The sequence below is a fragment of the Paraburkholderia diazotrophica genome (genome assembly GCF_900108945.1).
Lineage (GTDB): Bacteria > Pseudomonadota > Gammaproteobacteria > Burkholderiales > Burkholderiaceae > Paraburkholderia > Paraburkholderia diazotrophica.
In genome coordinates this window covers 25,047-49,032 of record NZ_FNYE01000035.1, presented here as the reverse complement: position 1 = coordinate 49,032, position 23,986 = coordinate 25,047, and the positions used below count along the sequence as shown (strand labels likewise).

23 protein-coding genes are annotated in these 23,986 nt (G+C 62.0%); 11 read left to right on the top strand and 12 right to left on the bottom strand.

Translation table 11 applies throughout. The annotated features are described in order from the left end of the window. Positions 1–124: 124 nt before the first annotated feature. Complete coding sequence (locus tag BMW76_RS31065; RefSeq protein WP_090872200.1) at positions 125–1,786, bottom strand: Na/Pi cotransporter family protein; 1,662 nt, start codon at positions 1,784–1,786, stop codon at positions 125–127. A gap of 618 nt (positions 1,787–2,404) precedes the next feature. Between BMW76_RS31065 and BMW76_RS31060 the strand changes: the two genes are divergently transcribed. After that, positions 2,405–3,034, top strand: a complete 630-nt coding sequence (locus BMW76_RS31060; protein WP_218162565.1) for an MBL fold metallo-hydrolase — start codon at positions 2,405–2,407, stop codon at positions 3,032–3,034. A 145-nt stretch (positions 3,035–3,179) separates the two neighbouring features. Here BMW76_RS31060 and BMW76_RS31055 read toward each other — a convergent pair whose 3' ends face one another. The 5 genes from BMW76_RS31055 to BMW76_RS31035 all read right to left on the bottom strand — a co-directional run bounded on the left by BMW76_RS31055 (position 3,180) and on the right by BMW76_RS31035 (position 9,118). Further along, positions 3,180–4,517, bottom strand: coding sequence for an alpha/beta fold hydrolase (locus BMW76_RS31055; protein WP_177200546.1), 1,338 nt, complete (start codon positions 4,515–4,517; stop codon positions 3,180–3,182). A gap of 97 nt (positions 4,518–4,614) precedes the next feature. Continuing rightward, positions 4,615–5,979 carry a short-chain fatty acid transporter gene (locus BMW76_RS31050; protein WP_090872193.1) on the bottom strand — a complete coding sequence of 455 codons (1,365 nt, stop codon included), beginning with the start codon at positions 5,977–5,979 and terminating at the stop codon, positions 4,615–4,617. An 87-nt stretch (positions 5,980–6,066) separates the two neighbouring features. Further along, complete coding sequence (locus tag BMW76_RS31045) at positions 6,067–6,921, bottom strand: amidohydrolase family protein (RefSeq protein WP_090872191.1); 855 nt, start codon at positions 6,919–6,921, stop codon at positions 6,067–6,069. A gap of 12 nt (positions 6,922–6,933) precedes the next feature. After that, positions 6,934–8,139, bottom strand: coding sequence for a CaiB/BaiF CoA transferase family protein (locus tag BMW76_RS31040; RefSeq protein ID WP_090872190.1), 1,206 nt, complete (start codon positions 8,137–8,139; stop codon positions 6,934–6,936). A gap of 76 nt (positions 8,140–8,215) precedes the next feature. Continuing rightward, a complete protein-coding gene (locus tag BMW76_RS31035; RefSeq protein ID WP_090872187.1) occupies positions 8,216–9,118 on the bottom strand; it encodes an HpcH/HpaI aldolase/citrate lyase family protein in 903 nt (300 codons plus the stop codon). Between the two features lie 101 nt (positions 9,119–9,219). On the opposite strand from BMW76_RS31035, the gene BMW76_RS31030 reads away from it, so the two are divergent. Further along, positions 9,220–10,146 carry a LysR family transcriptional regulator gene (locus BMW76_RS31030; protein ID WP_090872185.1) on the top strand — a complete coding sequence of 309 codons (927 nt, stop codon included), beginning with the start codon at positions 9,220–9,222 and terminating at the stop codon, positions 10,144–10,146. Positions 10,147–10,210: 64 nt separating this feature from the next. On the opposite strand, the gene BMW76_RS31025 is transcribed toward BMW76_RS31030, so the two are convergent. Beyond that, the gene (locus BMW76_RS31025; protein ID WP_090872183.1) at positions 10,211–10,684 is read right to left on the bottom strand and encodes a YbhB/YbcL family Raf kinase inhibitor-like protein; all 474 of its coding nucleotides are present in this window, start codon (positions 10,682–10,684) and stop codon (positions 10,211–10,213) included. A gap of 258 nt (positions 10,685–10,942) precedes the next feature. Here BMW76_RS31025 and BMW76_RS31020 point away from each other — a divergent pair, with 258 nt between their 5' ends. The 7 genes from BMW76_RS31020 (at position 10,943) to BMW76_RS42505 (ending at position 16,656) form a co-directional block, all read left to right on the top strand. Continuing rightward, a complete protein-coding gene (locus BMW76_RS31020) occupies positions 10,943–11,284 on the top strand; it encodes a hypothetical protein (protein ID WP_090872181.1) in 342 nt (113 codons plus the stop codon). A gap of 256 nt (positions 11,285–11,540) precedes the next feature. Next, on the top strand, positions 11,541–11,873 hold the full coding sequence (locus BMW76_RS31015; RefSeq protein WP_245763443.1) for a hypothetical protein: 333 nt from the start codon (positions 11,541–11,543) through the stop codon (positions 11,871–11,873). Positions 11,874–12,133: 260 nt separating this feature from the next. Further along, a complete protein-coding gene (locus BMW76_RS31010; RefSeq protein WP_090872179.1) occupies positions 12,134–13,261 on the top strand; it encodes a YbdK family carboxylate-amine ligase in 1,128 nt (375 codons plus the stop codon). Positions 13,262–13,600: 339 nt separating this feature from the next. Beyond that, positions 13,601–14,182, top strand: a complete 582-nt coding sequence (locus tag BMW76_RS31005) for a hemerythrin domain-containing protein (protein WP_090872177.1) — start codon at positions 13,601–13,603, stop codon at positions 14,180–14,182. A 166-nt stretch (positions 14,183–14,348) separates the two neighbouring features. Continuing rightward, on the top strand, positions 14,349–14,891 hold the full coding sequence (locus BMW76_RS31000) for a DUF488 domain-containing protein (RefSeq protein ID WP_090872252.1): 543 nt from the start codon (positions 14,349–14,351) through the stop codon (positions 14,889–14,891). Between the two features lie 167 nt (positions 14,892–15,058). Then, complete coding sequence (locus BMW76_RS30995) at positions 15,059–16,537, top strand: outer membrane protein assembly factor BamB family protein (RefSeq protein WP_090872175.1); 1,479 nt, start codon at positions 15,059–15,061, stop codon at positions 16,535–16,537. Then, complete coding sequence (locus BMW76_RS42505; protein WP_281248565.1) at positions 16,534–16,656, top strand: hypothetical protein; 123 nt, start codon at positions 16,534–16,536, stop codon at positions 16,654–16,656. The genes BMW76_RS30995 and BMW76_RS42505 overlap by 4 nt, the downstream gene beginning before the upstream one ends. Before the next feature lie 40 nt (positions 16,657–16,696). On the opposite strand, the gene BMW76_RS30990 is transcribed toward BMW76_RS42505, so the two are convergent. The 5 genes from BMW76_RS30990 to ehuC form a co-directional block, all read right to left on the bottom strand. Beyond that, entirely contained in the window at positions 16,697–18,076 is a 1,380-nt protein-coding gene (locus tag BMW76_RS30990) for an MFS transporter (RefSeq protein WP_090872173.1), read from the bottom strand. A gap of 186 nt (positions 18,077–18,262) precedes the next feature. Continuing rightward, complete coding sequence (locus tag BMW76_RS30985; RefSeq protein WP_090872171.1) at positions 18,263–18,949, bottom strand: GntR family transcriptional regulator; 687 nt, start codon at positions 18,947–18,949, stop codon at positions 18,263–18,265. Between the two features lie 50 nt (positions 18,950–18,999). Further along, on the bottom strand, positions 19,000–19,791 hold the full coding sequence (gene ehuA, locus BMW76_RS30980; RefSeq protein WP_281248564.1) for an ectoine/hydroxyectoine ABC transporter ATP-binding protein EhuA: 792 nt from the start codon (positions 19,789–19,791) through the stop codon (positions 19,000–19,002). Further along, a complete protein-coding gene (gene ehuD, locus BMW76_RS30975) occupies positions 19,788–20,414 on the bottom strand; it encodes an ectoine/hydroxyectoine ABC transporter permease subunit EhuD (protein WP_090872250.1) in 627 nt (208 codons plus the stop codon). Before ehuD ends, ehuA begins: the two co-directional genes overlap by 4 nt. Positions 20,415–20,452: 38 nt before the next feature. Continuing rightward, positions 20,453–21,181, bottom strand: coding sequence for an ectoine/hydroxyectoine ABC transporter permease subunit EhuC (ehuC, locus tag BMW76_RS30970; RefSeq protein WP_090872168.1), 729 nt, complete (start codon positions 21,179–21,181; stop codon positions 20,453–20,455). Between the two features lie 325 nt (positions 21,182–21,506). Between ehuC and BMW76_RS30965 the strand changes: the two genes are divergently transcribed. Next, positions 21,507–22,652: a M24 family metallopeptidase gene (locus BMW76_RS30965; protein WP_218162564.1), complete on the top strand. Its 1,146-nt coding sequence runs from the start codon at positions 21,507–21,509 to the stop codon at positions 22,650–22,652. A gap of 74 nt (positions 22,653–22,726) precedes the next feature. Beyond that, the gene (locus tag BMW76_RS30960; protein ID WP_090872164.1) at positions 22,727–23,983 is read left to right on the top strand and encodes a sarcosine oxidase subunit beta family protein; all 1,257 of its coding nucleotides are present in this window, start codon (positions 22,727–22,729) and stop codon (positions 23,981–23,983) included. Positions 23,984–23,986: the final 3 nt, after the last annotated feature.

Here is a 23,986-nt window from a genome sequence, read left to right as displayed (position 1 = left end):
GGCATCGCAGTTGTCGCTGTTGTGCGCGCTTCAAGGTCGATCGGTGCGGGTTCGGACGCAGAGATCCGGGCGCTATCTGGGCCGACCGTCAAGTGCAGCGCGGTATGAGTCCGCGTCCTTTCGATCACATCTCGTTTGCGGCAATCCGGCTGGGCAACAGCGCGCCCGTGCGTTCGAGGACCGGGTACGCGGCGGCGGCCACGATGTGCGAATTGATCAGTTTCAGGTCGCGGAGCAGATCGAGGTGCAGTGCGCTGGTCTGCGCGGTGTCGATGCGACGGGAGCGAAGGCGCTCGAAGTGCGAAGCGGTCGCGGTAGATTCCGCTTCCCGGAAGGTCACTTTCTCGTCCGCCAGCATGCGAGCCGCACGTGTGTCCTCCGTCATGAACAGCGAGGCGGCCGTACGCAGATTGGCCATCAGGCGATCCAGCATGGCCAGCAGTTCCGCTTCCCCTTCCTTTGAAAATGCGAGTCCGCGCTTCACGCGCTTGGTTGCGTGCGGGAGCAGGTTCAGATCCACTACGTCGCCAGCCTGCTCGATGTTGATAACGAAGGTGAGAATCTCATGCACCCGCCGAAGATCGTTTTCAGCAAGTTGTTCGTGATCGAGCGATGTCAGGTAAGTCTTGATCGCGGTATTCAGGTGGTCCAGGATGTCATCGCGCTGCCGGGTTTCCACAATCAGTTTGCGATCGCCATCTACCAGCGCCGCGCGAGCGCCCGCCAGCATGTCGCCGAGCACGTCGGCCAGACGCAGCGCCTCACGAGCGGCATTGCCAAGCGCCACCATGGGAATCTGCAGTGCAGCCGGGTCCAGATACAGTGGGCGCGACGGGTCAGTGGGGGCCGCGCGCTGGGGCAGCAGCCGGCCGAGCAGTCGCGCGTACGGGGACAGCACCGGCAGAAACAGGCACGCGAGCACCAGGTTGAAGAGCGTATGGAAATCGGCCACCACCCGGGCGTTGTCCGGTTCGATCGTGACCATGAACCGGCCAAGCGGCCCGATTGCGGCGAGCGCCAACACGACGCCTACGGCCCGGGACAGCAGGTTACCCACCGGTAGCCGCTTCGACGCCGGATCGCTTGCGGTCGCCCCCTCCAGCAACGGGTTGATGGCCGTGCCGAGATTCGCGCCCAGCACCAATGCGAACGCAGCATCGGGCGGCACCACATTCTGCGCAGACAGCGACATGATGAACAGGACGATCGCCACGCTCGAATGCGCAGCCCAGGTGAGACCTGCCGCCAGCAGCACATCGACCAGCGGCACGGTGGATGCGGCGCCCAGCAGCATGCGTAAACTGGGCGCGTCCTCGTAGTCCGTGAACAGGCCTAGCAACTGGTGCAGCGCGAGCAGCATCAGGCCCAGGCCGATCAGGACGCGGCCCAGATCGTGTGCCCGTGTGGTTGACGCCTTCCGGAACATCAATACGCCGGCGAGTATCAGTGCCGGCGAGGCCGTGACAACGTTGAACGACATCAACTGGACGATCAGTGTCGTGCCGACGTTCGCGCCAAGCATGACAGCGAGCGCGGGGACCAGTTCGACGAGGCCGCCTGCAGTGAAGCCGGCCGTCATGAGTCCCGTCGCCGTACTGCTCTGCAAGGCAGCGGTGATACCCATTCCGGCCAGGAATGCGCCCAGTCGCCCGTGCAGGGCCCGACCGAGCAGAGAGCGAAGGCTGGCACCAAAGGCGCGCTGGATGCCCGTCTGCACCATGTGGGTACCCCACAGCAGCAGCGCGACGGACCCGGCCAGATCGATCAGGGTGAACGTCAATGTCATGATTCTGCGCCCTCCGTGCCGAACGACGGGTCATGTGCCTCTTGCTACGCGTGTCGCGTCTGGCCTGCGTTCACATCGGAGTCTGAACCGTTACCGGCTGAACGGGAACCCCGGGGAGCATCGGCGCGACTTCCTCTCGCAAGCCCCGGTGGTTGCCGCTGTATTTGTGCAAGTTTCAGGCCACGCGCGGGTTACTTCGATTTTGACGGTCGGCGAGTTGTGACCGGCTTCGCTGCGGGGACGGCCAAGGAGAAGCCGTTTCCGTTTCGTCGGTTCAGAAGATGTGGACGCGGCATAGCCAATGCTGCGTTCATTCGATGCACGACAGCGTGCGACGCATTGCGATTGGTGCTTCGGCTCCCGAAGCTAAACGAAGTCAAACGAAGCGTATCAACGGATTGCGCGGACAGAACCGAGGAGGAAATCCCGATGAAACGAATCTGCGAAACGTGTGGCACGCAGTACCCCGAGACCGATCGACGGGAGCGGTGTCTGATTTGTGAAGACGTCAGGCAGTTTATTCCGCCATCGGGCCAGGCCTGGACGTCGCTGGATTCGCTCCGTCAAAGTCACGCCAACGCCTGGCGCGCATTGCGGAGCGATCTGTTCGAAATCCGGATGGAACCGACGTTCGGCATCGGACAGCGGGCATTGCTGGCGCGAACCGATGAAGGCAACGTGCTGTGGGACTGCATCGCGCTGCTGGACGGCGCGACCGTCGACCTCATTCATGCGCTTGGCGGCCTGAAGGCGATTGCGATTTCGCATCCGCACTACTACTCGACGATGTCGGAGTGGGCTCGCGCATTCGATTGCACGGTATGGGCCCACGAAGCCGACCGGCAGTGGGTCGTTTGCCATAGCGATGCAGTGCAGTTCTGGCGTGGCGATACGCTGCCCATTACATCGGACATGACCTTGCTGCGACTCGGCGGCCATTTCCCGGGAGGCTCCGTGCTTCACTGGAACTCGGGAGCAGGAACGCTCCTGTCGGGCGATATTCTGCAGGTGACGCCAGACCGCTCGCACGTCTCGTTCATGTATAGCTATCCGAACTATCTGCCGCTGTCCGGCTCGACCGTTCGCTCGATGGCGGCGCTGCTCGACGGTTTCGAGTATGAGAGCGTGTACGGCAGCTTTCGTCATGCCGAAATCGAAGCCGATGGCAAGGCGGCCGTTGCGTCGTCGGTTCAGCGATACATCGACCTCCTCGAAGACCGTTTCGATGCATCGGCGCGTCGCGGCTAGTCGGTGCGTACGATCTGCTGAGTGCTGCAACGGATCGCGACGATAGGCACACCGGCCTTCATTGCTTCTGCAAAGGCGTTCGAGCACGCAGCGCTCCTCGGGCCGCTATTGGCCTGCATTGCAGAAGGAGATGGATTCCCCTTATTCAGCGCTTTGCAACCGCGCATATCGCGTCGGCAAAGTCATCGGGCGCTTCGCGCGGGACGAAGTGACCGACGCCGGGGAGCAGGCGCCGTTCATAGCCGCCCGAAAAGTAGCGTTCCTTGTTTTCGGACGTGACAGGCATATTGTCCCCGTCCTCCGCACCCTGAAGCATGATCGTCCGGATACGGATCGTGGGAGACTCCGCCAGCCGTCGCTCAACCTCTTCGTGCCCGTTTGCGCCGGCGGCGTCGTGCCAGCGCTGCCGATAAGCGTGAAGGCTGATGTCGGCCCAGTCCGGATTGTTGAGGGAGCCCGCCATCGCGTCGAACTCCGTGTCCCTGTCCGGCCACGCAGGCGACCAGCTTTCCCACAGGTATCTGCATAGCCGTTCGCGGTCGTCGCGGTAAGCCCTGTGTCCGTATGTCGTTGCGACGTACCACTCATACCAGTACGCGTGCGCCAACTCATAGGGCATTTCGGCTGGAGGAATCGCGGTCGCGTAGCCCGCCGCGGCGGCGACGATGCCTGTCAGTCTGTCGGGGAACAGCGCAGCGACGCCATAGGCGGCGCGCGCGCCCCAGTCATAGCCGGCCAGTACGACGTTCTTCAGGTCCAGCACATCCAGGAACTCCGTTAGATCGAGCGTCAGTGCAGCGATCGCGCCGCTGCGCATCGTGCTGTCAGCGAGGAAACGTGTCGGGCCTGATCCGCGCAGATATGGCGCGTAAATCCGCAAATCCCTGTCACCGAGCCGCGCGATCGTCTTGTCCCAACACGTGACGTCGTCCGGCCAGCCGTGTACCAGCACGAGCGGCCGTCCGTCAGCCGGGCCCGATACCTCGTAGGCCACTTCGAGTTCTTTCGTGCGGCAAGTGAAAAAATTGCGTTGCGTTGTGCGAGTGCGTCCCTGATCCGCGATCGGCGCGTTGCCGTACAGCGTCGCAATGTTGTCGAGGCCGGCGTTCAGAAAGCCGCTGATCACGTTGGTCGTTCCCTCGTCGTCCGACAGCGGCGCGAATTCCGCGGACCAGACGACCGTGCTCGTGCCGTCCGCATTGGCATCGATCCGGAACTCGGCGACATAGTCGCGAACGGGCATCGGCGTGAATTCCATCCTGTAACGATAGAAGTGCCGCTCCGAGTCTGTCTTGACCAGGCGCTCGATCTGCCGGCTGCCGTCCTTGCCCTCAGCCATGCGCAGACCGCCTTCGTGCTCGCCTTCGCTCTCGACCCTGGACAGCATCGGGTGCCATAGGCCGACGGCGCCAAACCGGCCGATCTCTCTCCAAAGGGCGTCAGGTGCTTGTGCAATCAGCCTCGTTTCGATGACCCTGGCCATGTCGATCTCCCTTCTCGCGACGTATGCAGACTTACCTCGTCGCATGCCGCAAGCGGTGGGCCCGTCGTCACCCATGTCGCGAACAGGCAGGCGGTTTTCAGACGAGAAGCAGCAAGGCCGCGCCGTAGACGAGCACGCCGACGGCGAATGTCATCACCGTGAAGCCGAGCACGCGCTGCACACCGATGCCCGCCATCGCGACGACAGGGGCGGCCCAGAACGGCTGCATCATGTTCGACACCTGCTCGCCCATCGCGACAGCCATCGTCGTTGCCGGAACCGATGCATGCAGCGCGACGGCCGCCGGCACGACGAACGGTCCTTGCACCGCCCAGTGACCGCCGCCGCTCGGAATGAAGAACGTCACGATCAGCGAGCACACGTAGCTCCAGAACGGCAGCGTATGCGCGCTGGAAATGGCGATAAAGAAATGCGAAATGACGTTCGGCAAGCCCGTCGCATCCATCATTCCCATGATCCCGCCGTAGAGCGGGTATTGCAGCATCATCGAACCCGTCTGTTTCGCGGCGTTTTTCACGGCATCGGCGTAGGCCAGCGGATAGCCATGCAGGATCACGCCCGCAATGAACATCACGAAGATCACCGCGTTGACCCCCGAAAACGCGATGTGCTGAGTCCGCGCGATCACGAGTAACGCGATGCCGGTGGCGCCGATGAACGCCGTGCCGAGCCACGAATATTCGATCCAGCGTGCGAAGCTCAGCTTGCCCTCGGGCTTCTCGCGTAGCGGCGCATCGGGATGCTTGCCGGTATCGAGCAGGACGGCGTCTTCGTCGCGCGGCTTGAGCCATGCGAGAACGAGCGGCATCGCGAGCAGCATGACGATCGTCGGCACCAGGTTGAAACGGGTGAAGACGGTCGCGCCGAACGGCAGCACTTCGCCGGTGATTTTCTGCACGACGTTCATCGCGCTGCCCGGTGTCGACTGCGCGAGCGCGATGGAGCTCGAAATGCCGCTCGCCCACACGACCCATCCGGAGAAGCCAGCCGCAACGATCCATGCGAAATCGACGCGCATGCGTTTGGCGACTTCACGTGCAAGCAGCGCGCTGACCACGAGCCCCAAACCCCAGTTGCAGAACGACGCGATGGCGACCAGTACGAAGGTGAGCGTCGCGGCCTGCACGGGCGTGCGCGCAACGGCGACGAGAGACTTGAATACGCGCTGCACGACGGGCGCATGGGCGAACGCATGGCCTGTCACGAGCACCAGCGTGATCTGAAATGCGAACGTGAGAATATCGAAAAAGCCCTTGTACCAGCCGCTTACCAGTTTGTCCAACGATCCATGAGGTGCAAATATCGCGGACAGCACGGCGACGATGAACGTAATCAGGATCGCCAGCACGAACGGATCGGGAATGGTCCGCTCGAAAAGGCTGATCGTCGCTTCCGTGAAGCGCGTCTTGCGCACGGAAGAGGGCGCAACGGTGGATTTCATCACGTGTCTCCGGTTTTTAAATGTGCCCACGCGTTCTGCGTGCGTTCGGGCTTTGTGTACCCGGCGCTGTCGTCCAGACAGCAGCCGTCAATTGTCGAATCCGTACAGCCTTGCAGCGTTGTCGGTAAGAATGCGCTCGCGCGTGGTCTCGTCGTCTGCCCATTCGCCGAGCAGGTCCAGCAGCATCGGGTCGGCGGGCTTGTGCGTTTCCGTCGCGTGCGGCCAGTCGCTGCCCCACACGAGTCTGTCGGGTATGGCCGCTATCCAGGCGCGTGCGGTCGGCGCGACGTCGATATAGCGCGCATCAAGCCCGTCGATCGAGTCGAGATACGGTCCCGACAGCTTGACCCATGCGCGCCCCGCATCGACGAGACGGCGTACCGTCGTGAACGCCGCGTGCGTCGCCCCATCGGGCAGCGGAAGGCGTGCACAGTGATCGAACACGATCGTCAATGGAAGACGGGCCAGCAGCGCCTGATGTTCGACGATCTGCGCAGCCGTCCAATGCAACTGGACATGCCAGCCGAGCTCGGCCACACGCCATGCAAGCGGCTCGACCATGTCGAAACCAACGACCGCGTTCGCCGGCGTATAGAGCGTGAAGCGAATGCCGCGAATCCCGCCTTCGTGCAGCTTCGCAAGTTCGGCATCGGTTACATCGGGACGCACGACGGCCACGCCACGCGCATTCGCGATACCCAGCTGGCGAATCGCATCGAGCGTCACCGCGTTGTCGGTCCCATAGATGCGCGGCGTCACGATCACGACGCGCTGTGTGCCGATGCGCGCCTGCACGTCGCGGTATGCCGGGACATCGGCTTGCTCTACGAATCCGGCTGCATCGGCACGCGTGGCGAAACTGCGGCTATAGATGTGGATGTGCGCATCGCACGCGCGCAAAGGGGTATCGCGCGGAGCGTTTGCGTGGGGGTTTGCATTCATCGCTGTCTCCGGCTACAACACGGCCTGCTTCCCGCGAAGATTTTCGATCTCTGTGTCGGACCATCCGGCATCGCGTAGCACTTCGTTCGAGTGCTCGCCGAACGCGGGCGCGGCGAAAGGCTCGGGCAACGGCGTCGAGCCGAACCGGATCGGATGCTTGAAGCCGCGATATCGGCCGACGCCCGGATACTCGAAGCTCGACACCATGTCCTCGGCTAGCACCTGCGGATCGTCGAACATGTCTTCGACGCTGCGCGCGGCGGCACACGGCACCGAGTCACCGAACAGCGCCTCCCATTCGAGTGCTGTGCGCGCCTGCAACGCGGCGTGCAATTGCGGCACGATCTCGTCGCGATGAATTGCGCGCTTGCGGACGGTGTCGTAGCGTTCGTCGTTCGCGAGCGCATGCAAACCGGTCTTCTCGCACAGCGCCTGCCAGAAATGCGGCGTGTTCGCCGAAATGTACAGATAGCCCTCGCGCGTCGGATGAATGCCCGTGATGCCGCCCGAACGCATGTCGCGGCTGATGTCCTTCGGCTCGCCTTCGGCCCAGATCATGCGGGCCGACTGCATCGTCAGTGCGCTGCGCAGCAACGACACGCCGACGTACTGTCCAAGTCCGCTGCGCTCGCGATCGAAGAGCGCCGACGACACCCCCGCCGCGACGAGTGCGGCCGCATAGTAATCGACCACCGACCCATAAAGGATTTCAGGCGGACCGCCACGCGGACCTTGCATTGTGCACATGCCCGTCATGGTTTGCAGGACCTGGTCATAGCCCGCCTTGTCCTTGTTCGGGCCCGTTTCGCCATAACCCGTCACGGCGCAATAAATGAGCCGCGGATTCACTTCGCGCAGTTGCTCGTACGCGATGCCAAGGCGCGCGGGCACGCTCGGACGGAAGTTGTGCACGAGGACGTCGGCCGTCTTGACGAGACGTATCAATACGTCGAGCGCCTCCCGTTGCTTCAGGTCCAGTGCGAGACCGCGTTTGCCGCGATTCACGCCGAGAAACGCGCGGCTCTCGGCTTCGAGCGTCGAAGGATACTTGCGCAGGTTGTCGCCCGACGGCGGTTCGATCTTGATGACCTCGGCGCCCTGATCGGCCAGCAGCGTGCAGCCATAGGGACCGGCAATATAGGCGCTCAGGTCGAGCACCCGCAAACCTGCCAGCGGACCTCGCCGAGCGGCCTGCGGCGAATGTGGCCGTTGTTCCATCGTTGTCTCCAACTCGATTCTCTTTTCAATGCACATGTAAAGGGTATGGCGGGTGTGTCGGCGATGTGTTCAAGCGTCAGAGGCTCGCGCTGTCGAGCACGGCGCGCTGCTCGCCCGTCAGCAGTTCGAGACGCGCCGCGTTTTGCACCAGCACGCGGGCCCGCTCGACAAAGGGCGGATCGATCATCCGACCGTCGACGACGTACGCGCCGAGCCCTTTGTCTTGCGCATCGCGTGCCGCTTCGACGACGCGCACGGCATGCGCGATTTCTGCATCGGACGGACGGAACACGTCGTTGACGAGCGCGATCTGGCTCGGGTGAATGCAGCTTTTGCCGAGAAAGCCCAACGCGTGCGCGAGTTGCGCTTCCGCCCGGAAACCAGCTTCGTCCTTGATGTTCGCGAACGCGGAGTCGTACGCGAAAACGTTCGCCTCGCCCGCTGCGACGCGCAGCGCAAACATCGCCTGTTGAACGGCCGCCGGTTCGCGGCGTGCGATGCCCAGGGGCTCGAAAAGATCCCCGAGTCCGAGTTGCAGGCCGGCGACACGCGGATGCGCGGCGGCCAATTCCGCCGCGTGCCGTAAGGCCCCCGGCGACTCGATATTGAGCAGCAGCCGCACAGGCACGCTTACACCGTTTGTCCGCTCGGCTTTTTCGAGCGCAGCCGCTGCGGCGCGCACGTGATCCACGTTTTCGGGTTTCGGAAGATTGATGTAGTCGAGTCCCGGCTGTACGACGGCGTCGATGTCGTCGGCGAAAAAAGGGGAATCAATAGCATTGACGCGAACGATCAGCACCTTCCTGCGATCCCGAATGGCGCCGCCGCATAACAGATCGCGCAGTGCAAGCCGCGCCTGGGGCTTGCGATCGGGCGTGACGGCATCTTCGAGGTCGAACGAGAGGGCGTCCGCGGCGCTCGCCAATGCCTTCTCGAACAGTTCTGGCCGTGATGCCGGCACGAACAGCTTGCTTCTCATGAGTGCGTTTCCAGTTTTATTTCCTGGCAACCAGTCTACGGACACCGATGTTTTAGATAAACTATCTGGAGCTATCTTCAAATCGTAGTGTTTCTATCTTTATGGACATCGCGTTTCTCGACAATCTGCTGCTCGTGGTCGATACCGGCTCGATAGCCGAAGCTGCGCGCCGCGTCGGCGTAACGCCTGCGGCAATCGCACAACAGGTGCAGGCGCTGGAGCGGGAACTGGGTGTTCGTCTGCTCGTTCGTGCTGGACGAACCGTGATTCCGACGGAAGCCGGGCATCGCGTGATCGCGCGCGCAAGAAACCTGGTACGCGAATTCGCCGATCTGAAAGCGTTTGCGCTCGAAGACGAAACGGCGGGCGAATTGCGCATCGGTACCATCACGTCGGCGCTGCTCAGCTTGTTGCCGGACGTCCTCGTTGCATTCGCGCGTGCCTTTCCGAAGTGCAAGACGCTGATACGCGCGGGTACATCGAATGAGTTGTATGAGACGCTCCAACGTGGAGAACTGGATGTCGCCGTGTGCCTGCATCCCGCGTTTGCGTTGCCCAAGGCGTATGACTGGCATCTGCTTCGAGAGGAGCCGATCGTTGTGCTCGCGCCTTCGAAGCTGAAAAACGAGGACCCGCACGAACTGCTGCGGCGCGAGCCGTTCATCCGCTATGACCGGTCGCTGGGTGGCGGCAAGCAGGCCGATCGATATCTGCGATCCGCACGCATCGTTCCGCATGAACTGTTCGAACTCAATGCGCTGATGGCGATTGCGATGATGGTGGACCGGGGATTGGGCGTGTCGCTGGTCCCGGATATCGTCTCGCCATTGATAGCATCCTTGAAGGTCGCAAAAATCGCCTTGCCGACGCCGACGGAGCCGCGGCGTTTTGGCGTGCTGTGGCAGAAGACATCACCGCGTGGGCGGTTGATCAGAGGGCTTTTGCAGTGCGCTGACGATGTACTCACAAACACGGGTGCCGGCCGGCGCTCGAAGCAGAAAACCGAAACCACGCGCAGTTCAGCCTGACAAGCGATGCTGCGCATAACCCGTTTTGCGCGCGTGACCTGGTGGCTAGGAGTCGCGTCGGTACTCAATGCTTCTGGTATGTGCCAAGAAGCTCTGCTTCTGCGATCACATGCGTCTTCATTGCTTGTTCCAATGCTGACTTGTTGGGCTTGCCGAGATCTGGCAGCGCGGCATCGAGCGCATACAGCTTGAAGAAGTAACGATGACGGCCGATGGGCGGACAGGGGCCACCATACGCCGCGCGCTTCCAGTCGTTGGCGCCTGCGAGCGTGCCTTGCGGTACCTGGGTTCCCGCAGCACCTTCTGCAAGGCCGCCGGACGTCGGCGGAATATTGTAGAGAACCCAATGAACCCAGACGGTTTTGGGCGCGGCCGGGTCCGGGGCATCGGGATCGTCGACGATCAGGACGAGGCTCTTCGCGTTCGTGGGCACGCCCGTCCATGCCAGTGGGGGCGACAGATCTCCGCCTTGGCAAGTATGACGTGTGGGGATCTCATCGCCGTGTCGAAAGGCTGAAGACGTCAGGTTCATGGTCATAGGGACCTCACGCAGACGGTCACAAAAGACGGTCATAAAAGACGGTCACAAAAGACGGTCACAAGCGCTGGCGCGGCCGGAAGGTCAACGAATCCGCGCGTCTGTGAAGCGTCGCACCTTCGCGGCTGCCAGGAATTTTCATGATATACGATGGATGTATCGCACGTGAAAGCGGCGGCCACAATGATTCGACGTCCCCGAGGTCGTGGCGACAGGCGATCAGCTTCATTGCTCATGCGTTCGCACCCTCATTGAAATATGAAACCCGGCAGCGTCCCGCGCAAACGCAAACGCTTGTATGTCCTCGATGGCAAGAACAGGCCCGTCGAGGTATTCGACTTCAGCGAGTGGTCGCGCTGGATGTCCGAGAACGACCTGACCTTTCGTCGCACGTTGATGGAGGAGTTCGGCGTGACAGTCACGACCCGCTTCCGCGGTGTGTCCGACACAGGGACCAGAGATGCCCTGCTATTTGTGACCCGCATTGCCGGGCTCCATGAGCCGGACAACGAGAGCTACGGCGCACGTACGCTCGATGAGGCGCTGGAGCAGCACGAGCGCATCGTACAGAAGATCCTTCGGATGCTGAGCGGGCGGTGATCGCCGCAACGTGACGAAGTGCTTCGACGGTGGCCACGCGTCGCAGCGGGCACGCGTGGCACAAGGCGGGAACTTACGCGCGCAATCGCGGACGAAACAGGCCCGAAGAGCGGAAGGCCAGGTCGAAGAAGTGCAGCAGATGCGGTTGCTTGCGCGAGCCACTCGCCGGTGGGAGAAGCGCTGACCCGAGAGCATCGGGCAGACAGCATCGTTGGCGTGGTACGGCCGCTCAAGCAATGATTTGTGGATTAAACCAATGAAAGATCACATCGTCGGGCGGTATCGCGGATTCGTCATTGAAGCGCGCATCGAGCCGCGCACGATCCGCTCCTCCGATGGATTCGTGCTGAGCTATTGCGTTACCTGGTGGCTGCGCACAAGGACGTCGGCACAAACGACGACACCAAGGCGCATCGGTCAATTCGCCGATCCCCTCATGTACGAATCCGAGAGCATCGCTCTCACCTGCATCGACCGCAGCGCTCGTGCCCTTATCGACGCCATGCTGGCGGATGGCGGCGAGTGCACGACAAGCAGTCCTCTACTGCAATCGTGGGTGGCTGGCATGAACGACGCTCAAAGCGAATAGGAAGAGACGTGTGCGGCATCGTTTCGCATGTTCGACTGCGAAAGGTACGCGCACCTGCGACGGGGGCCATTTGGCCCTGCCAACGCGCGTAGAATAAGAGAACCCGCCCGGCGTTGGTCCCGCATCGACGGTTGACAGAGAACTTGCTGTTGGCGCCGCACGTCGGCAGTGCCCGTTGAAAACTCTTGCCCGGCCCGATGCGCTAGCGCCGGCTCGCACGCCAGGCACAGCGTGAGCATCGTCGTGCAACAGGACATTCTATGTTGCAACCATTTGCGTCCTCGGACCCGTTCACGATCGGCGTCGAACTCGAAGTTCAGGTCGTCAATACCCACGATTACAATCTGACGAAGGCGGCGACGGAGTTGCTGAATCTCGTGAGAGAGCAGAACTTTGTTGGGGCGATCAGGCCAGAGACGACAGAAGGGATGGTCGAGCTATCGACAGGCGTGTGCCGGAGTTTCGACCAGGTGAGGAGCGAATTGCAGGTTCTTCGCGATACGCTGGTTCGAGCAGCCGACTTTCTGAATGTCGGGGTTTGCGGCGGAGGCACCAATATTTTCCAGAACTGGTACGACCAGCGTTCTGACGGCCGCGAACGTTCTGAATATCTGATGGGGCTGTACGGGGCGCTATATCAGCAATTCACGATCTTCGGCCAACACGTGCATGTAGGCTGCCCAGATGCTGATTCGGCGCTTGTTCTATTGCATTCGCTGTCGCGTTACGTTCCGCATTTCATAGCCTTGGCTGCTTCTTCGCCGTATGTACAGGGAAGCGATACGCAGTTCCAGTGCGCCCGGCTAAATTCGGTCGCCCCATTTCCTTTGTCTGGGCAAGCGCCTTTCGTGACGAGGTGGTCCGAATTCGAACAATATTTCGATCGCATGGCGGTAACGGGCCTCGTCAATAGCCTGAAAGACTTTTACTGGGATATACGTCCGAGCCCGGGGTACGGCACGATTGAAGTACGTGTCATGGACACACCGCTGCGCGTGGAATGGGCCGCCGCAATCGCCGCTTATATTCAAACGGTTGCGTGTTATTTGCTGGATGAAAAGCCCGTGCGCCTCAGTGAGCGGGACTATGAGGTCTACCGGACGAACCGGTTCATGGCCTGCCGCTTCGGGCTCGATGGAGTGTGCCTGAACCCGGAGACGGGCCATCGCGGTCCGATTCGGGGCGACATTCTTGCGACGCTCGAAGCAATCGCTCGCCATGCGCGGAATCTGGGCGCGGAAGAGGGCCTCGATATGATCAGGCGCAGTGTGAGTGACGGTTTCAGCGACGCTATGTGGTTGCGCCGTATTTACAGTGCGAACGACTCGTTGCATGAAGTTGCTCGCCAGCAATGTCAGATCTGGCGTGGTGCACAGATGCCGGAATAGGGGTTGAGTCTGTGCGAACGCGATGTGGCAGCCGCGGCAATTTCGGGTTTCCAGCTTTCTCCTACGCTCCCGCAAATGCATCGCAATCGAACAGTGCAGGCAATACAAGTCTCGCCGGTACTGCTTGTTCATCGCTCGGGTTGATCAGCATCAATCTATTGAGCCTAAGACGTCCGATGATGTCCTGAATGCGCGGCGTCCTGTTCACGACGCTGTCTTGAGTCGCTGCACGGAGGTTTTCTCCGATTATCGTCTGCCGATCGGACGTGCATCTGATCGAGCGATGCGAGTACTCCAGGCCGTAACGGCGCGGCAGCGATGAGTCGATGGAGGAGTGACATGCAAACACCATCTGCCAGAAGCGCTGTTCAGGTCATCATGCGAGAGCATCAGCAGCTTGCCGTCGTCATCGCGGGCATGCAGCATTTCGTCGAATTGCTTGGGGATGGCGTAAAGACGCCCGGGCTGATGGTCTTCCGGGCGATGCTGTACTACATCCGTGAGTATCCTGAACGGATACATCATCCGAAGGAAGATCAATATCTGTTTGCGCGTCTGTGGCATCGCACGCATGAACTCGACAAGGTGATCGCCGAACTGGAAGCGCAGCACGTAGAGGGCGAAAGGCGAATACAAAACATCGAACATGCGCTGACCCGTTACGAACTGGCGGGCGAATCTGCCTTCCCGCAGTTGCGCTCGATGGTGAACGAGTACGCCGCGTTTTACAGAAATCACAGGCGGCTCGAAGAAGAAATAGTCCTTCCCGCCGCACGAAGATTGCTTACGACAGAAGACTGGATTGAACTCGATGATGCATTTGGCGCAAACCGCGACCCGTTTGAAGGCGCAAAGCTTGACGAGGATTTCCAGCGGTTGTTTTCTCTGATCGTTCAGACGATTCCGGATGCGCAGGCCTGAGCGAGTATGGACCATGCCGTGAGACGGACGCTCAACGTCGCCGGCCGGACGCGCGCAGGCCGGACTCGAGCAGACGGGTATTTGCATCAACTCATTGAACGGCGAGTCCCGAAGAAGGAATTCTGTACACTGAACGCATCGTCGCGATCATTTGCGCGAGACATCGATGTCAAATGCGTTTTTCACGGTAGGCCATTCGACTCACCCGCTGGGCGAATTCATCGACCTGTTGACGGGCGCGGAGGTCGAGACAGTCGTGGATGTGCGCAGCATTCCCCGTTCTCGCACTAATCCGCAATTCAATCGTGAGACGTTGCCGGACGCGCTGGGTCGCAAGCACATGGGTTACATCCACCTTGCCGGGCTGGGCGGGCGGCGCAGCCGATCGAAGGGCGACGCTCCGTCACCCAATGGCTACTGGACGCATCCCGCCTTTCGCAACTATGCGGACTACGCGATGAGCGCCGCATTTCGCGACGCCCTCGCGCAGCTACTCGAACTCGGTCATCAGCGAAGGTGCGTGATCATGTGTTCAGAAGCCGTGTGGTGGCGATGCCACCGGCGCATCATCGCGGATTACCTGTTGCAGCGCGGCGAGACGGTGCTGCATATCATGAACGCCGGTCGCGTGGAGCCAGCAACGATGACACCCGGAGCGCAACCGCAGCTTGACGGAACGCTGATCTATCCATCGAAGCCGGAACACTGAACGCGATATCCCGGCGCAATTCGAAGAGAATAGAATGCGCTCGCACAGCGAAGCGGGCCACGGCGGAAAGGGAATCGAAGATAGAGCCAGGTGGCCGCAAGCGTGACGCTGTTCCGAAGGGATGAGCAAGGGAGACGCATGTGTCGGTCGCTAATCCAGTCTTGAGGATGTTCGTCCTCTGCATTGCATGCGCTTGCGCCTGTCTGAGCGCGGTTCGCGCCCAGGACGTCGACACCGTTCCCGGCTACCACCGCACGGACGATCGAAGCGGACAGTACGTCGTGCCCGGCCTGACGTGGCAAAGCGCTTCGCACCTCCATCGCGACTCCCGCTTCGACGGCAAGGTCGATGGCCATATCTACGCCCAGCCTCTGTACTGGCGCCCGCCGGGTTCGGCGGCCGGACTGCTGATCGCGGCAACGCAGGCGAACATCGTCTATGCACTCGATGCGGCAACGGGCCGTGTCGTCTGGCGTACGGTGCTCGGGCCTCCCGTGCCGCGCTCGGCATTGCCGTGCGGCAACGTCGATCCCGTTGGCGTGACGGGCACGCCCGTCATCGATCCCGCTGCGGGCAAGCTCTACGTCGACGCGCTGGTGGGCCGACAGGGTGAGCCGGCACATCTCGTGTATGGCTTGTCCTTGCGCGACGGCTCCGTGCTGCCCGGTTGGCCCGTCGACGTCGCGGCTGGCCTGCGCGCACGAGGCATGTCGTTTGATTCGCGCGTGCAGAGCGAGCGAGGCGCGCTGGTCATTCTGGAAGGCCGGCTTTTCGTACCGTACGGCGGCTATTTTGGCGATTGCGGCAACTATCACGGCGGGGTGGTCGGCTTGCGCCTGGACAGCCCCGGCGTGTTTGGCGGCTGGATGACTCGCGGGCCCAAGGGCGGCATCTGGGCGCCGGGCGGCATCGCCGTGGCCGACAGGGCGCTGTTCGTCGCGACGGGCAATACTAGCGGCATCGAGACGTGGGCCGACGGCGAAGCTATCCTCCGGCTTGCCACCGATCTGAAGACGCCCGCGAGCGGACGCGACACGTTTGCGCCTGCCGACTGGCATCGACTGGATGACAGCGACCTCGATATGGGCGGCACCAATCCGATGCCGGTCGACGTCAATGGGCGGCGGCTGATCGTCGCGCTCGGAAAGGATGGCAAGGCCTATATGCTGGATCGGGACCACCTGGGCGGCATGGGTGGCGCGCTTGACGTTCAGCAGGTATCGAGCGTGCAGACCCGAACGGGACCCGCATCATATCCGGCGCCGAACGGCGTGTACATCGCGCTTCATGGCAACGGCGTCGCTTGCCCTGCCGGGCAGGGCGGAGCGGGCCTGATCGTGTTGCAGATCGTCGCGGCATCGCGCGGCGGCATCCGCACCGCCTGGTGTGCCCGGGTGGATGGCGCGGGGAGTCCCATCACCACGACCAGCGACGGCACGGCAGATCGCATCGTGTGGATCGCGGGCGCGGAGGGCGACAACAAGCTGCACGGCTTCCGCGGAGACAATGGCCAGCCCGTGTTTGCCGGCGGTGGGAACGAAGACCGTATTCCAGGCCTGCGGCACTTTGCGACCATTCTGGCGGCGGGCAGACGGCTCTATATCGCAGGCGACAACAGGATCTACGCGTTCAGCTTCGGGCCGTGAGTCGTACGCCGGATGCCGGGGAAGACTGGCGCGTGCTGGCGCAGAAGCGGGTCCATAAACTCGAAGCCGTCGGCGTGCCCTTCATCGAAGTCGGCATCGGCCTGGAGTGGCCGGCGTAGTCTTCCCCACCGGCAATCGGTTCGGCAACCAGTTCGGCAATCAGTTGGACTTGCCAGGCAATCCAGGTCCACGCAGCGAACATCCCTTTGTCTCGATCACGAAATACAGCGCGATCGCGCCCGCCACGCACGCACCCATCATGTAGTACGCGGGGAACAGCGCGTTGCCCGTCCTGTCCACGAGCCAGTCGCTGATGATCGGTGCCGTTCCGCCAAAGAGCGTCGCCGAAATGTTGTACGCGATCGCCATCCCGGCGTAGCGAACTTGCGTGGGGAACATCGCGGGGAACATCGCGGAGATCGTCGCGAGTTGCGGGACATAGAGCAAGCCCAAAACGGTGAAGCCGATCAGCGCGCCAACAAGGCCGTGCGTCATCAGCGAAAACATCGGCACGGCCGCGACGCACAGCCCGACGAGCGAGAACCACCACATCGTCTTGCGGCCCCAGCGGTCCGACATCCAGCCCGCGAGCGGCAGGAACACCATCATCGATAGCATGCCGATCAGCGGAATCAGCAGCGACATGGTTTCGCTCGCATGCATCTGCCGGTGCATGTAGGTCGGCATGTACGCGAGCAGCACGTAGTTGACGACGTTGAGCGCGGCGGCGAGGCCGCCCAGCAGGATCAACTGCTTGCCGTAGTGCCGAAAGAGTTCTTTCAGCGAGACGGCCGGTTGATGCTTCGCGTCGATCTCTTGCGCGACTTCCTGAAACACGGGCGTTTCTTCGAGACGCGAACGCAGATAACAGCCGACAAGGCCCAGCGGCGCTGCGACGAGAAAGGGCAGGCGCCAGCCCCATGCATGCATCGCGTTGTCGCCGAGCAGCATCGAAAAGCCGAGCATCAGCAGCGCGCCGAGCGAGAAGCCCGACAACGTCGCGAATTCGAGGAAGCTGCCGCAGAAGCCGCGACGGTTGTCGGGCGCATATTCCGCCATAAAGGTCGCCGCGCCGCCGTATTCGCCTCCCGTGGAGAAGCCCTGAATCATCCTGAGTGCGATGAGCGCGGCAGGCGCCAGCCATCCGACGGAAGCGTAAGTTGGCAGCACGCCGACCAGCAGCGTTGCGCCCGACATCAGCAGCACGGTCAGCGCAAGCACGCGCTTGCGTCCGAGCCTGTCGCCGAGCGGGCCCCAGAACAGGCCGCCGAGCGGACGGATCAGAAACGAAACGGCGAAGGTGCCGAGTGCGAACAGCGTCGCGCTTGACGCGTTGCCCGGAAACAAAGCCGCCGAGATATAGACGAGACCATACGCATAGATACCGTAATCGAACCACTCGGTTGCATTGCCGAGCGCGGCGGCCGTGATGGCCCGCGTCAGCTGGCGCGAGGAGATGACGTGGCTTTCGCTTTGAAGAGCCTCGTCGTCGATGGATGGCGTGATGCGGGCGGGGGACCACGATTCTGCGTAACTCATTGGTTTCCTCAATAAAGTTAGATCTGTCGGGTTCCTAAAGTACCGTCGACGGATACATACGCCGATGTCATAGGACGATGTTCGCATCGGGATTTCACCAGGTCGGCAGAAAAAGAAACGCAGGGGACGTCCCCGCCTTTCTGCTTCGGTAGAAGATCCATACGAACGCCGCGGCCCCCGCAGAAATTACTCCTGCTTCGATTCGAGATAGTGACGCAGCCGCGCGAAGCTCATCGAAAGATGAGTCCGATGCAGATATCCAACCGATTCGAGATCGCCGATTTCCATCGCCTTCAGCACATCCTCGATTTCCTGGCGAAATATGTGAGCCTCGTTCTTCAGCCGGTCGGCTTCGAGCGTCTTTATCCAGATGCGTATCGCGAGAAAGAACAGGCGCTGGGCGGTTTCCTTCAAAGGACGGTTTCCGATCATCGACGTCAGTTCGAGCGAGTAATCGAGGTTGAGCCTCGCGAACTCACTCATCGTGGGCGCGGCAGCGAGGCGCTTTCCGCGCGCGGCCAGCGCTCTCATCCGGTCGAGATCTTCGTCACTGCGTGCGATCGGCGCGAGCCGTCCCATCAACGAGGCGAGTTCGAGCCGGAACTGATAGACCTCTTTCAGCGTGTCGTCGTCGAAGTCGGTGACGAACGTGCCGACACCGTGCTGGCTCTCGACGAGTCCTTCGGCTTCGAGGCGGCTCAGCACCCGACGCATCGGCGTGCGGCTGACGCCGAACTGCTGTGCGAGTTCATCCTCGAATAAAAGCGCGCCCGGCTGATATTCGAGCAGACAGATTTTTTCGCGGATCGCGCTGTAGATCCGCTCGAAGCGCTCACGGGAACTGCTTCCTTTGCTATTGCTGTTCTTTGGCAATTAAGTCTCGCAACGATTCATGTGAACAAGATGCAGCCGCACGCGCGCGATCATGAGCCTGAGAGGACCGCGCGCAGGAACTGTTTTGTCCGGTCGTGCCTGGGGTCGCCGAATATCTGTTCGGGCGGTCCCTGTTCGGCAATGCGGCCTCCGTGGAAGAAGCACACGCGATCGGAAAACTCACGGGCAAAGCCCATCTGGTGCGTGACCATCAGCATCGTCAGATCGTGTTCGCTGCCGAGCTGCCTGATCACGCCCAGCACTTCGCCGACCAGTTCAGGGTCGAGCGCGGAAGTGACCTCGTCGAACAACATGACTTTCGGCCGCATCGCGAGCGCACGCGCGATGGCCACGCGCTGTTGCTGACCGCCCGACAGCTGCGCCGGGTAATGGCCGAGCTTGTTGCCGAGGCCGACCAGGTCGAGCAGCGCGGTTGCGCGTTCCTCCGCCTCCTGCGCGCTCAGGCCGAGGACGCTCATCGGCGCCTGCATGCAGTTGCGCAATGCGCTCAGGTGCGGGAACAGGTTGAAGTGCTGGAAAACCATGCCGATCTTACTACGCATGCGCCGCAGGTGACGTCCGTCGGCAGCCACCAGCGAGCCGTTGCGATGCATATGCGTAAGTGGCTCCGAGTCGATCCAGATCGAGCCCGAGTCGACCCGTTCGAGCGTCATCAACGTGCGAAGCACCGTCGTCTTGCCCGATCCCGATGGGCCAATGATGCTGACCTTCTCGTTCGGCCGGATGCTCAGGTCCAGGTTGTCGAGCACGGTATGCGAGCCAAAACGCTTGGACACCCCATCGAAACGCAACATCGAATCCTGCGTGTTTTGCGACATCATTTTTCTCCCCGGCATGAGCGCAGCCATGCCTCGACGTGTCGTACGCCCGATGCAGCGATCAGGCTGAATACCAGAAAGAGCGCGCCCACCAGCGTCACGGGCTCGACGTAACGGAAGTTCGTGGAGCCGATGACTCTCGCCGTCTGCATGAGCTCGATCACGGAGATGGCCGAGAGCAGCGGCGTGTCCTTGAACAGCGCAATCAGATAATTGCCGAGCGCCGGCACGACGGGCGGAATGGCCTGCGGAATGATGATCTTGCGCATCGTGTCGGCGGGACTGAAATTCAACGCGACGCAGGCCTCCCATTGTCCGCGCGGGATCGCCGCAAGACCCGCGCGATACACCTCCGAGCAGTAGGTCGCGTAGTGCAGGCCGAGCGCCATCACGCCGGCGGGAAAGGCGTCGATCACAATGCCGAGCTTCGGCAGGCCGAAGTAGATGAACATGATCTGGATGAGCAGCGGCGTGCTTCGTATGCCTTCGACGAGCATGGAGACGGGCACGGCAACGGCGGGCGCCGGGACCATCCTGAGAATCGCGAACGCAAGGCCGAGCACGGCCGCAACGGCGAAGCTGACGACAGTGGCTTCCACCGTGATGATCGACGCCTGCCCGAGCATCGGCAGGATCTGCAAAGCGTAGTGCCAATCGAATACGGTCACGACTTTCTCCTTATGCCCTGCGACGCGCGGCCCTCGAGCGTACGGAAGCCGAAGGTGATCAACACCGCGATAATCAGATAGATCAGCAGCACCAGCGTGAAGATCGGCACGGTCTTGAAGGTGAACTGATTGAGCTGCTGGGCCCTGAATGTCAGATCCGCGACGGTGATCATCGAGACCAGCGAAGTCGACTTCAGCAGTTCGATGAACAGGTTGCCCCACGGTGGAATCATCGCGACGACCGCCTGAGGGATGATCACGCGGCGCATCGCGGTCGCGAAGCTCATGTTCAGCGCAATGGTCGCCTCCCACTGGCCGCGGGCGACGGCCTGCAGCGCGCCGCGCACGACTTCCGCGCCGTATGCGCCGATGTTCAGGCCGAGCGCGATGATGCTCGCCGGCACCGGCTGCAACTCGACGCCGAAATGCGGCAGCACGAAGAAAAGCCAGAACAGCTGAACGAGTGCGGACGTGCCGCGAAATACCTCGATATAGCCGATGGCCAGCCACCTCAACGGCAGCGGCCCGTACATCTTCATCAATGCCGCGATGAGCGCCATCGGCACGGCGACACTCGCGGCGCCCGCCGTGATCTGCACCGTCATCACGGTCGCCTTGAGCAACGCGGGAACAAATTGCCTGAGTTGAGGCTGCGTGGCGACGCAGCCCAACAGCAGTGCAGTCGCGGCCACGCCACACACTGCCCGGGTCTTGCTGATCCTCATTCCAGTCGTCTCCTGATCCTGTTGCCGCTTCGGCGCACGAGCGATGCGTCGCGGCGAGTATGTCAAACCAAAATTCCCGGCACAACGCTGTTGTGTACATCTTCGTGAGAGTGCGCTCCCCTTCTGTGACAGATGTATACACCCGTCGATATTGGAAGTGTGCATCAGCCAGGTAAATCCCCTATAAAACGGGACGAAATCGTGCGCCAGCGAGGCATGATGTACACATCATCGCTAAATTTTTATTGCCGGTACTTGAAAGCCCGATTTTCTTGATCGATACTTGTGTACAACTAGCGTGATGCAACAACGAAGGGAGACAACTGTGCAGCAAGTCATTTTTGAAGCCGCCGAATACGACGCGCGCCTGCGCAAGGTGCGCGAGGCCATGACGGCACGCGAGATCGATCTGTGTCTCGTGAGCAGCCCGGAGAACATCTTCTATCTGACCGGGCTCGATCACTGGGGCTACTTCGCGCCTCATCTTCTGATCGTGCCGCTCACGGGCGAGCTGACGCTGATTACGCGAGCGATGGAAGGCGTGACGATCCGTAACCAGGTGGGCAATGCGCGCTTCGTCGGGCATAGCGACAGTGAGTCGATCGCGGACAAGGCGCTCGCCTGCATCGCCGGACACGGCGCACGGCGCGTCGGTCTCGAATGCTGGTCGGCGGGTCTGCCGGATGGCATCGGGCAGGCGCTGCGCGGCGGCATGCGTCACGCGACGTGCGTGGATTTCTCGTGGGTCATCGATGACATCCGGCTCGTCAAGAGCGACGCCGAGCTGGTCTATATGCGTTCAGCCGCGCGCGTTTCCGACGCGATGATGAGCGCGTCGATCGACGCGATCCGCGAAGGCGTGCCCGAAAGGCATGTGGCTGCGCGTTGCAGCGCTGCGATGATCGAGGCGGGCGGCACTTATCCCGGCTTCGGCCCGTTCATCCGCCCCGGCAGCCGCCTCGGCGAAGAGCACACGACATGGGGCAGCGGCGGGCTCGTCCACGGCGATACCGTCTTTCTGGAAATGTCCGGCTGTGTGAATCGCTATCACGCTCCGATGGGACGCCTCGTCCATGTCGGCGCCGTGCCGCATTCCGCACGAACGATGGCGGCCGTTTGCCAGGACGCGTTCGCCGCCGTCGTCGAAGCATTGCGCCCCGGCGTACTCGCACGAGACGTGTACGCCGCGTGGCAGCGCGTCGCCGATCGCGCAGGGCTCGAACACTACCGGCGCCATCACTGCGGCTATCTGGTCGGCATCGGATGCGCGCCCAGCTGGACGGGCGGCAACCGTGTCGTCGGCTTGCGGCACGACAGCGAGCGCGTGATCGAGCAGGGGATGACATTCCACATCCTGTCGTGGCTGATGGGAACGGGCAAAGGCGATTACTTCATGTCGAACACGGTGCTGCTGTCCGCTGCGGGTGCAGAGGTGCTGTCCACCGTGCCGTCTGATCCCGTCGCCCGCTAAACAGCAACGCTCCATCGGCCCCAATCGCAAACGCCTTCTAGCGGATCGCTCGAACGCCAACTCACCTGATCGAAATGAAAGAATACTCGGCACTTCAACTCGTACGGCAGGCCCTGCGCGGCAATCAGGGCTGGCGGCGCGCATGGCGGGACCCCAAGCCTCAACGGGAGTACGACGTCATCGTGATCGGCGGGGGCGGGCACGGGCTTGCGACCGCCTACTATCTCGCGCGCGTGCACGGGATCAAGCGTGTCGCGGTGCTCGAAAAGGGCTATCTCGGCAGCGGCAACATCGGCCGGAACACGACGATCGTGCGCTCGAACTACATGATCGACGGCAACACGCAGTTTTATGACTGGTCGATGCGCCTGTGGGAAGGGCTGAGCCAGGAGCTCAACTACAACGTGATGTTCTCGCAGCGCGGGCAGATCACGCTCGCGCATTCGCCCGATCAGCTGGACAGCTTCGCGCGGCGTCTGAACGTCATGCGGCTGAACGGCATCGATGGCGAGCTGTGGTCGCGCGATCAGGTGCGTAAGGTCGTGCCGTATCTCGAGTACGGCGACGCCGCGCGCTTCCCGATTCACGGCGCGATGTACCAGGGCAAGGCGGGCACCGCGCGGCACGACGCCGTCGCCTGGGGCTACGCGCGCGCGGCCGACCGGCTCGGCGTCGACCTGATCCAGAACTGCGAAGTGCTCGGCTTCCTGTTCGAAGCAGGGCGGCTCGCGGGCGTGCAAACGACGCGCGGTGAAATCCGCGCTGCGCGTGTCGGTCTTTCCGTCGCGGGCAGCACGAGTCTCGTCGCGTCGAAAGCGGGCATCACGCTGCCGATCGAAAGCCACGTATTGCAGGCGTTCGTCACCGAGCCGATCAAGCCGCTCGTCGATCAGGTGGTCGCATTCGGCGCCGCGCACTTCTACGTCAGCCAGTCCGACAAGGGCGGCCTCGTATTCGGCGGCGACCTCGACGGCTACAACTCGTACGCGCAGCGCGGCAATTTCCCCGTCGTCGCCGAAGTCGCGTCGATCGCGTGCTCGATGATGCCGTGCATTTCGCGCTTGCGGCTGCTGCGGCATTGGGCGGGCGTGATGGACATGTCGATGGACGGCAGTCCCATCATTTCGAAGACGCCCGTCGACGGGCTGTATCTGAACGGCGGCTGGTGCTACGGCGGCTTCAAGGCGACGCCCGCTGCCGGCTGGACCTTTGCCCACACGATCGCGAACGATCGCACCCACGAGCTCAACCACAAGTTCAGCCTTGACCGCTTCCGTACCGGCGCAACGATCAACGAGTCGGGTGCCGGCCCATACCCTTACGCGCACTGATTT

Excerpts from the sequence above, each read along its gene's own strand:
- BMW76_RS31040 (WP_090872190.1), bottom strand. The coding sequence starts at position 8,139 with ATGGAACAACGGCCACATTCGCCGCAGGCCGCTCGGCGAGGTCCGCTG.
- BMW76_RS31045 (WP_090872191.1), bottom strand. The coding sequence starts at position 6,921 with ATGAATGCAAACCCCCACGCAAACGCTCCGCGCGATACCCCTTTGCGC.
- BMW76_RS31005 (WP_090872177.1), top strand. The coding sequence starts at position 13,601 with ATGCAAACACCATCTGCCAGAAGCGCTGTTCAGGTCATCATGCGAGAG.
- BMW76_RS30960 (WP_090872164.1), top strand. The coding sequence starts at position 22,727 with ATGAAAGAATACTCGGCACTTCAACTCGTACGGCAGGCCCTGCGCGGC.
- BMW76_RS31035 (WP_090872187.1), bottom strand. The coding sequence starts at position 9,118 with ATGAGAAGCAAGCTGTTCGTGCCGGCATCACGGCCAGAACTGTTCGAG.
- BMW76_RS30990 (WP_090872173.1), bottom strand. The coding sequence starts at position 18,076 with ATGAGTTACGCAGAATCGTGGTCCCCCGCCCGCATCACGCCATCCATC.
- ehuA (WP_281248564.1), bottom strand. The coding sequence starts at position 19,791 with ATGATGTCGCAAAACACGCAGGATTCGATGTTGCGTTTCGATGGGGTG.
- BMW76_RS31025 (WP_090872183.1), bottom strand. The coding sequence starts at position 10,684 with ATGACCATGAACCTGACGTCTTCAGCCTTTCGACACGGCGATGAGATC.
- BMW76_RS31000 (WP_090872252.1), top strand. The coding sequence starts at position 14,349 with ATGTCAAATGCGTTTTTCACGGTAGGCCATTCGACTCACCCGCTGGGC.
- BMW76_RS31065 (WP_090872200.1), bottom strand. The coding sequence starts at position 1,786 with ATGACATTGACGTTCACCCTGATCGATCTGGCCGGGTCCGTCGCGCTG.
- BMW76_RS31015 (WP_245763443.1), top strand. The coding sequence starts at position 11,541 with ATGAAAGATCACATCGTCGGGCGGTATCGCGGATTCGTCATTGAAGCG.
- BMW76_RS31050 (WP_090872193.1), bottom strand. The coding sequence starts at position 5,979 with ATGAAATCCACCGTTGCGCCCTCTTCCGTGCGCAAGACGCGCTTCACG.
- BMW76_RS31055 (WP_177200546.1), bottom strand. The coding sequence starts at position 4,517 with ATGGCCAGGGTCATCGAAACGAGGCTGATTGCACAAGCACCTGACGCC.
- ehuC (WP_090872168.1), bottom strand. The coding sequence starts at position 21,181 with ATGAGGATCAGCAAGACCCGGGCAGTGTGTGGCGTGGCCGCGACTGCA.
- BMW76_RS31030 (WP_090872185.1), top strand. The coding sequence starts at position 9,220 with ATGGACATCGCGTTTCTCGACAATCTGCTGCTCGTGGTCGATACCGGC.
- ehuD (WP_090872250.1), bottom strand. The coding sequence starts at position 20,414 with ATGCTCGGGCAGGCGTCGATCATCACGGTGGAAGCCACTGTCGTCAGC.
- BMW76_RS31020 (WP_090872181.1), top strand. The coding sequence starts at position 10,943 with ATGAAACCCGGCAGCGTCCCGCGCAAACGCAAACGCTTGTATGTCCTC.
- BMW76_RS31060 (WP_218162565.1), top strand. The coding sequence starts at position 2,405 with ATGGAACCGACGTTCGGCATCGGACAGCGGGCATTGCTGGCGCGAACC.
- BMW76_RS30995 (WP_090872175.1), top strand. The coding sequence starts at position 15,059 with ATGTTCGTCCTCTGCATTGCATGCGCTTGCGCCTGTCTGAGCGCGGTT.
- BMW76_RS31010 (WP_090872179.1), top strand. The coding sequence starts at position 12,134 with ATGTTGCAACCATTTGCGTCCTCGGACCCGTTCACGATCGGCGTCGAA.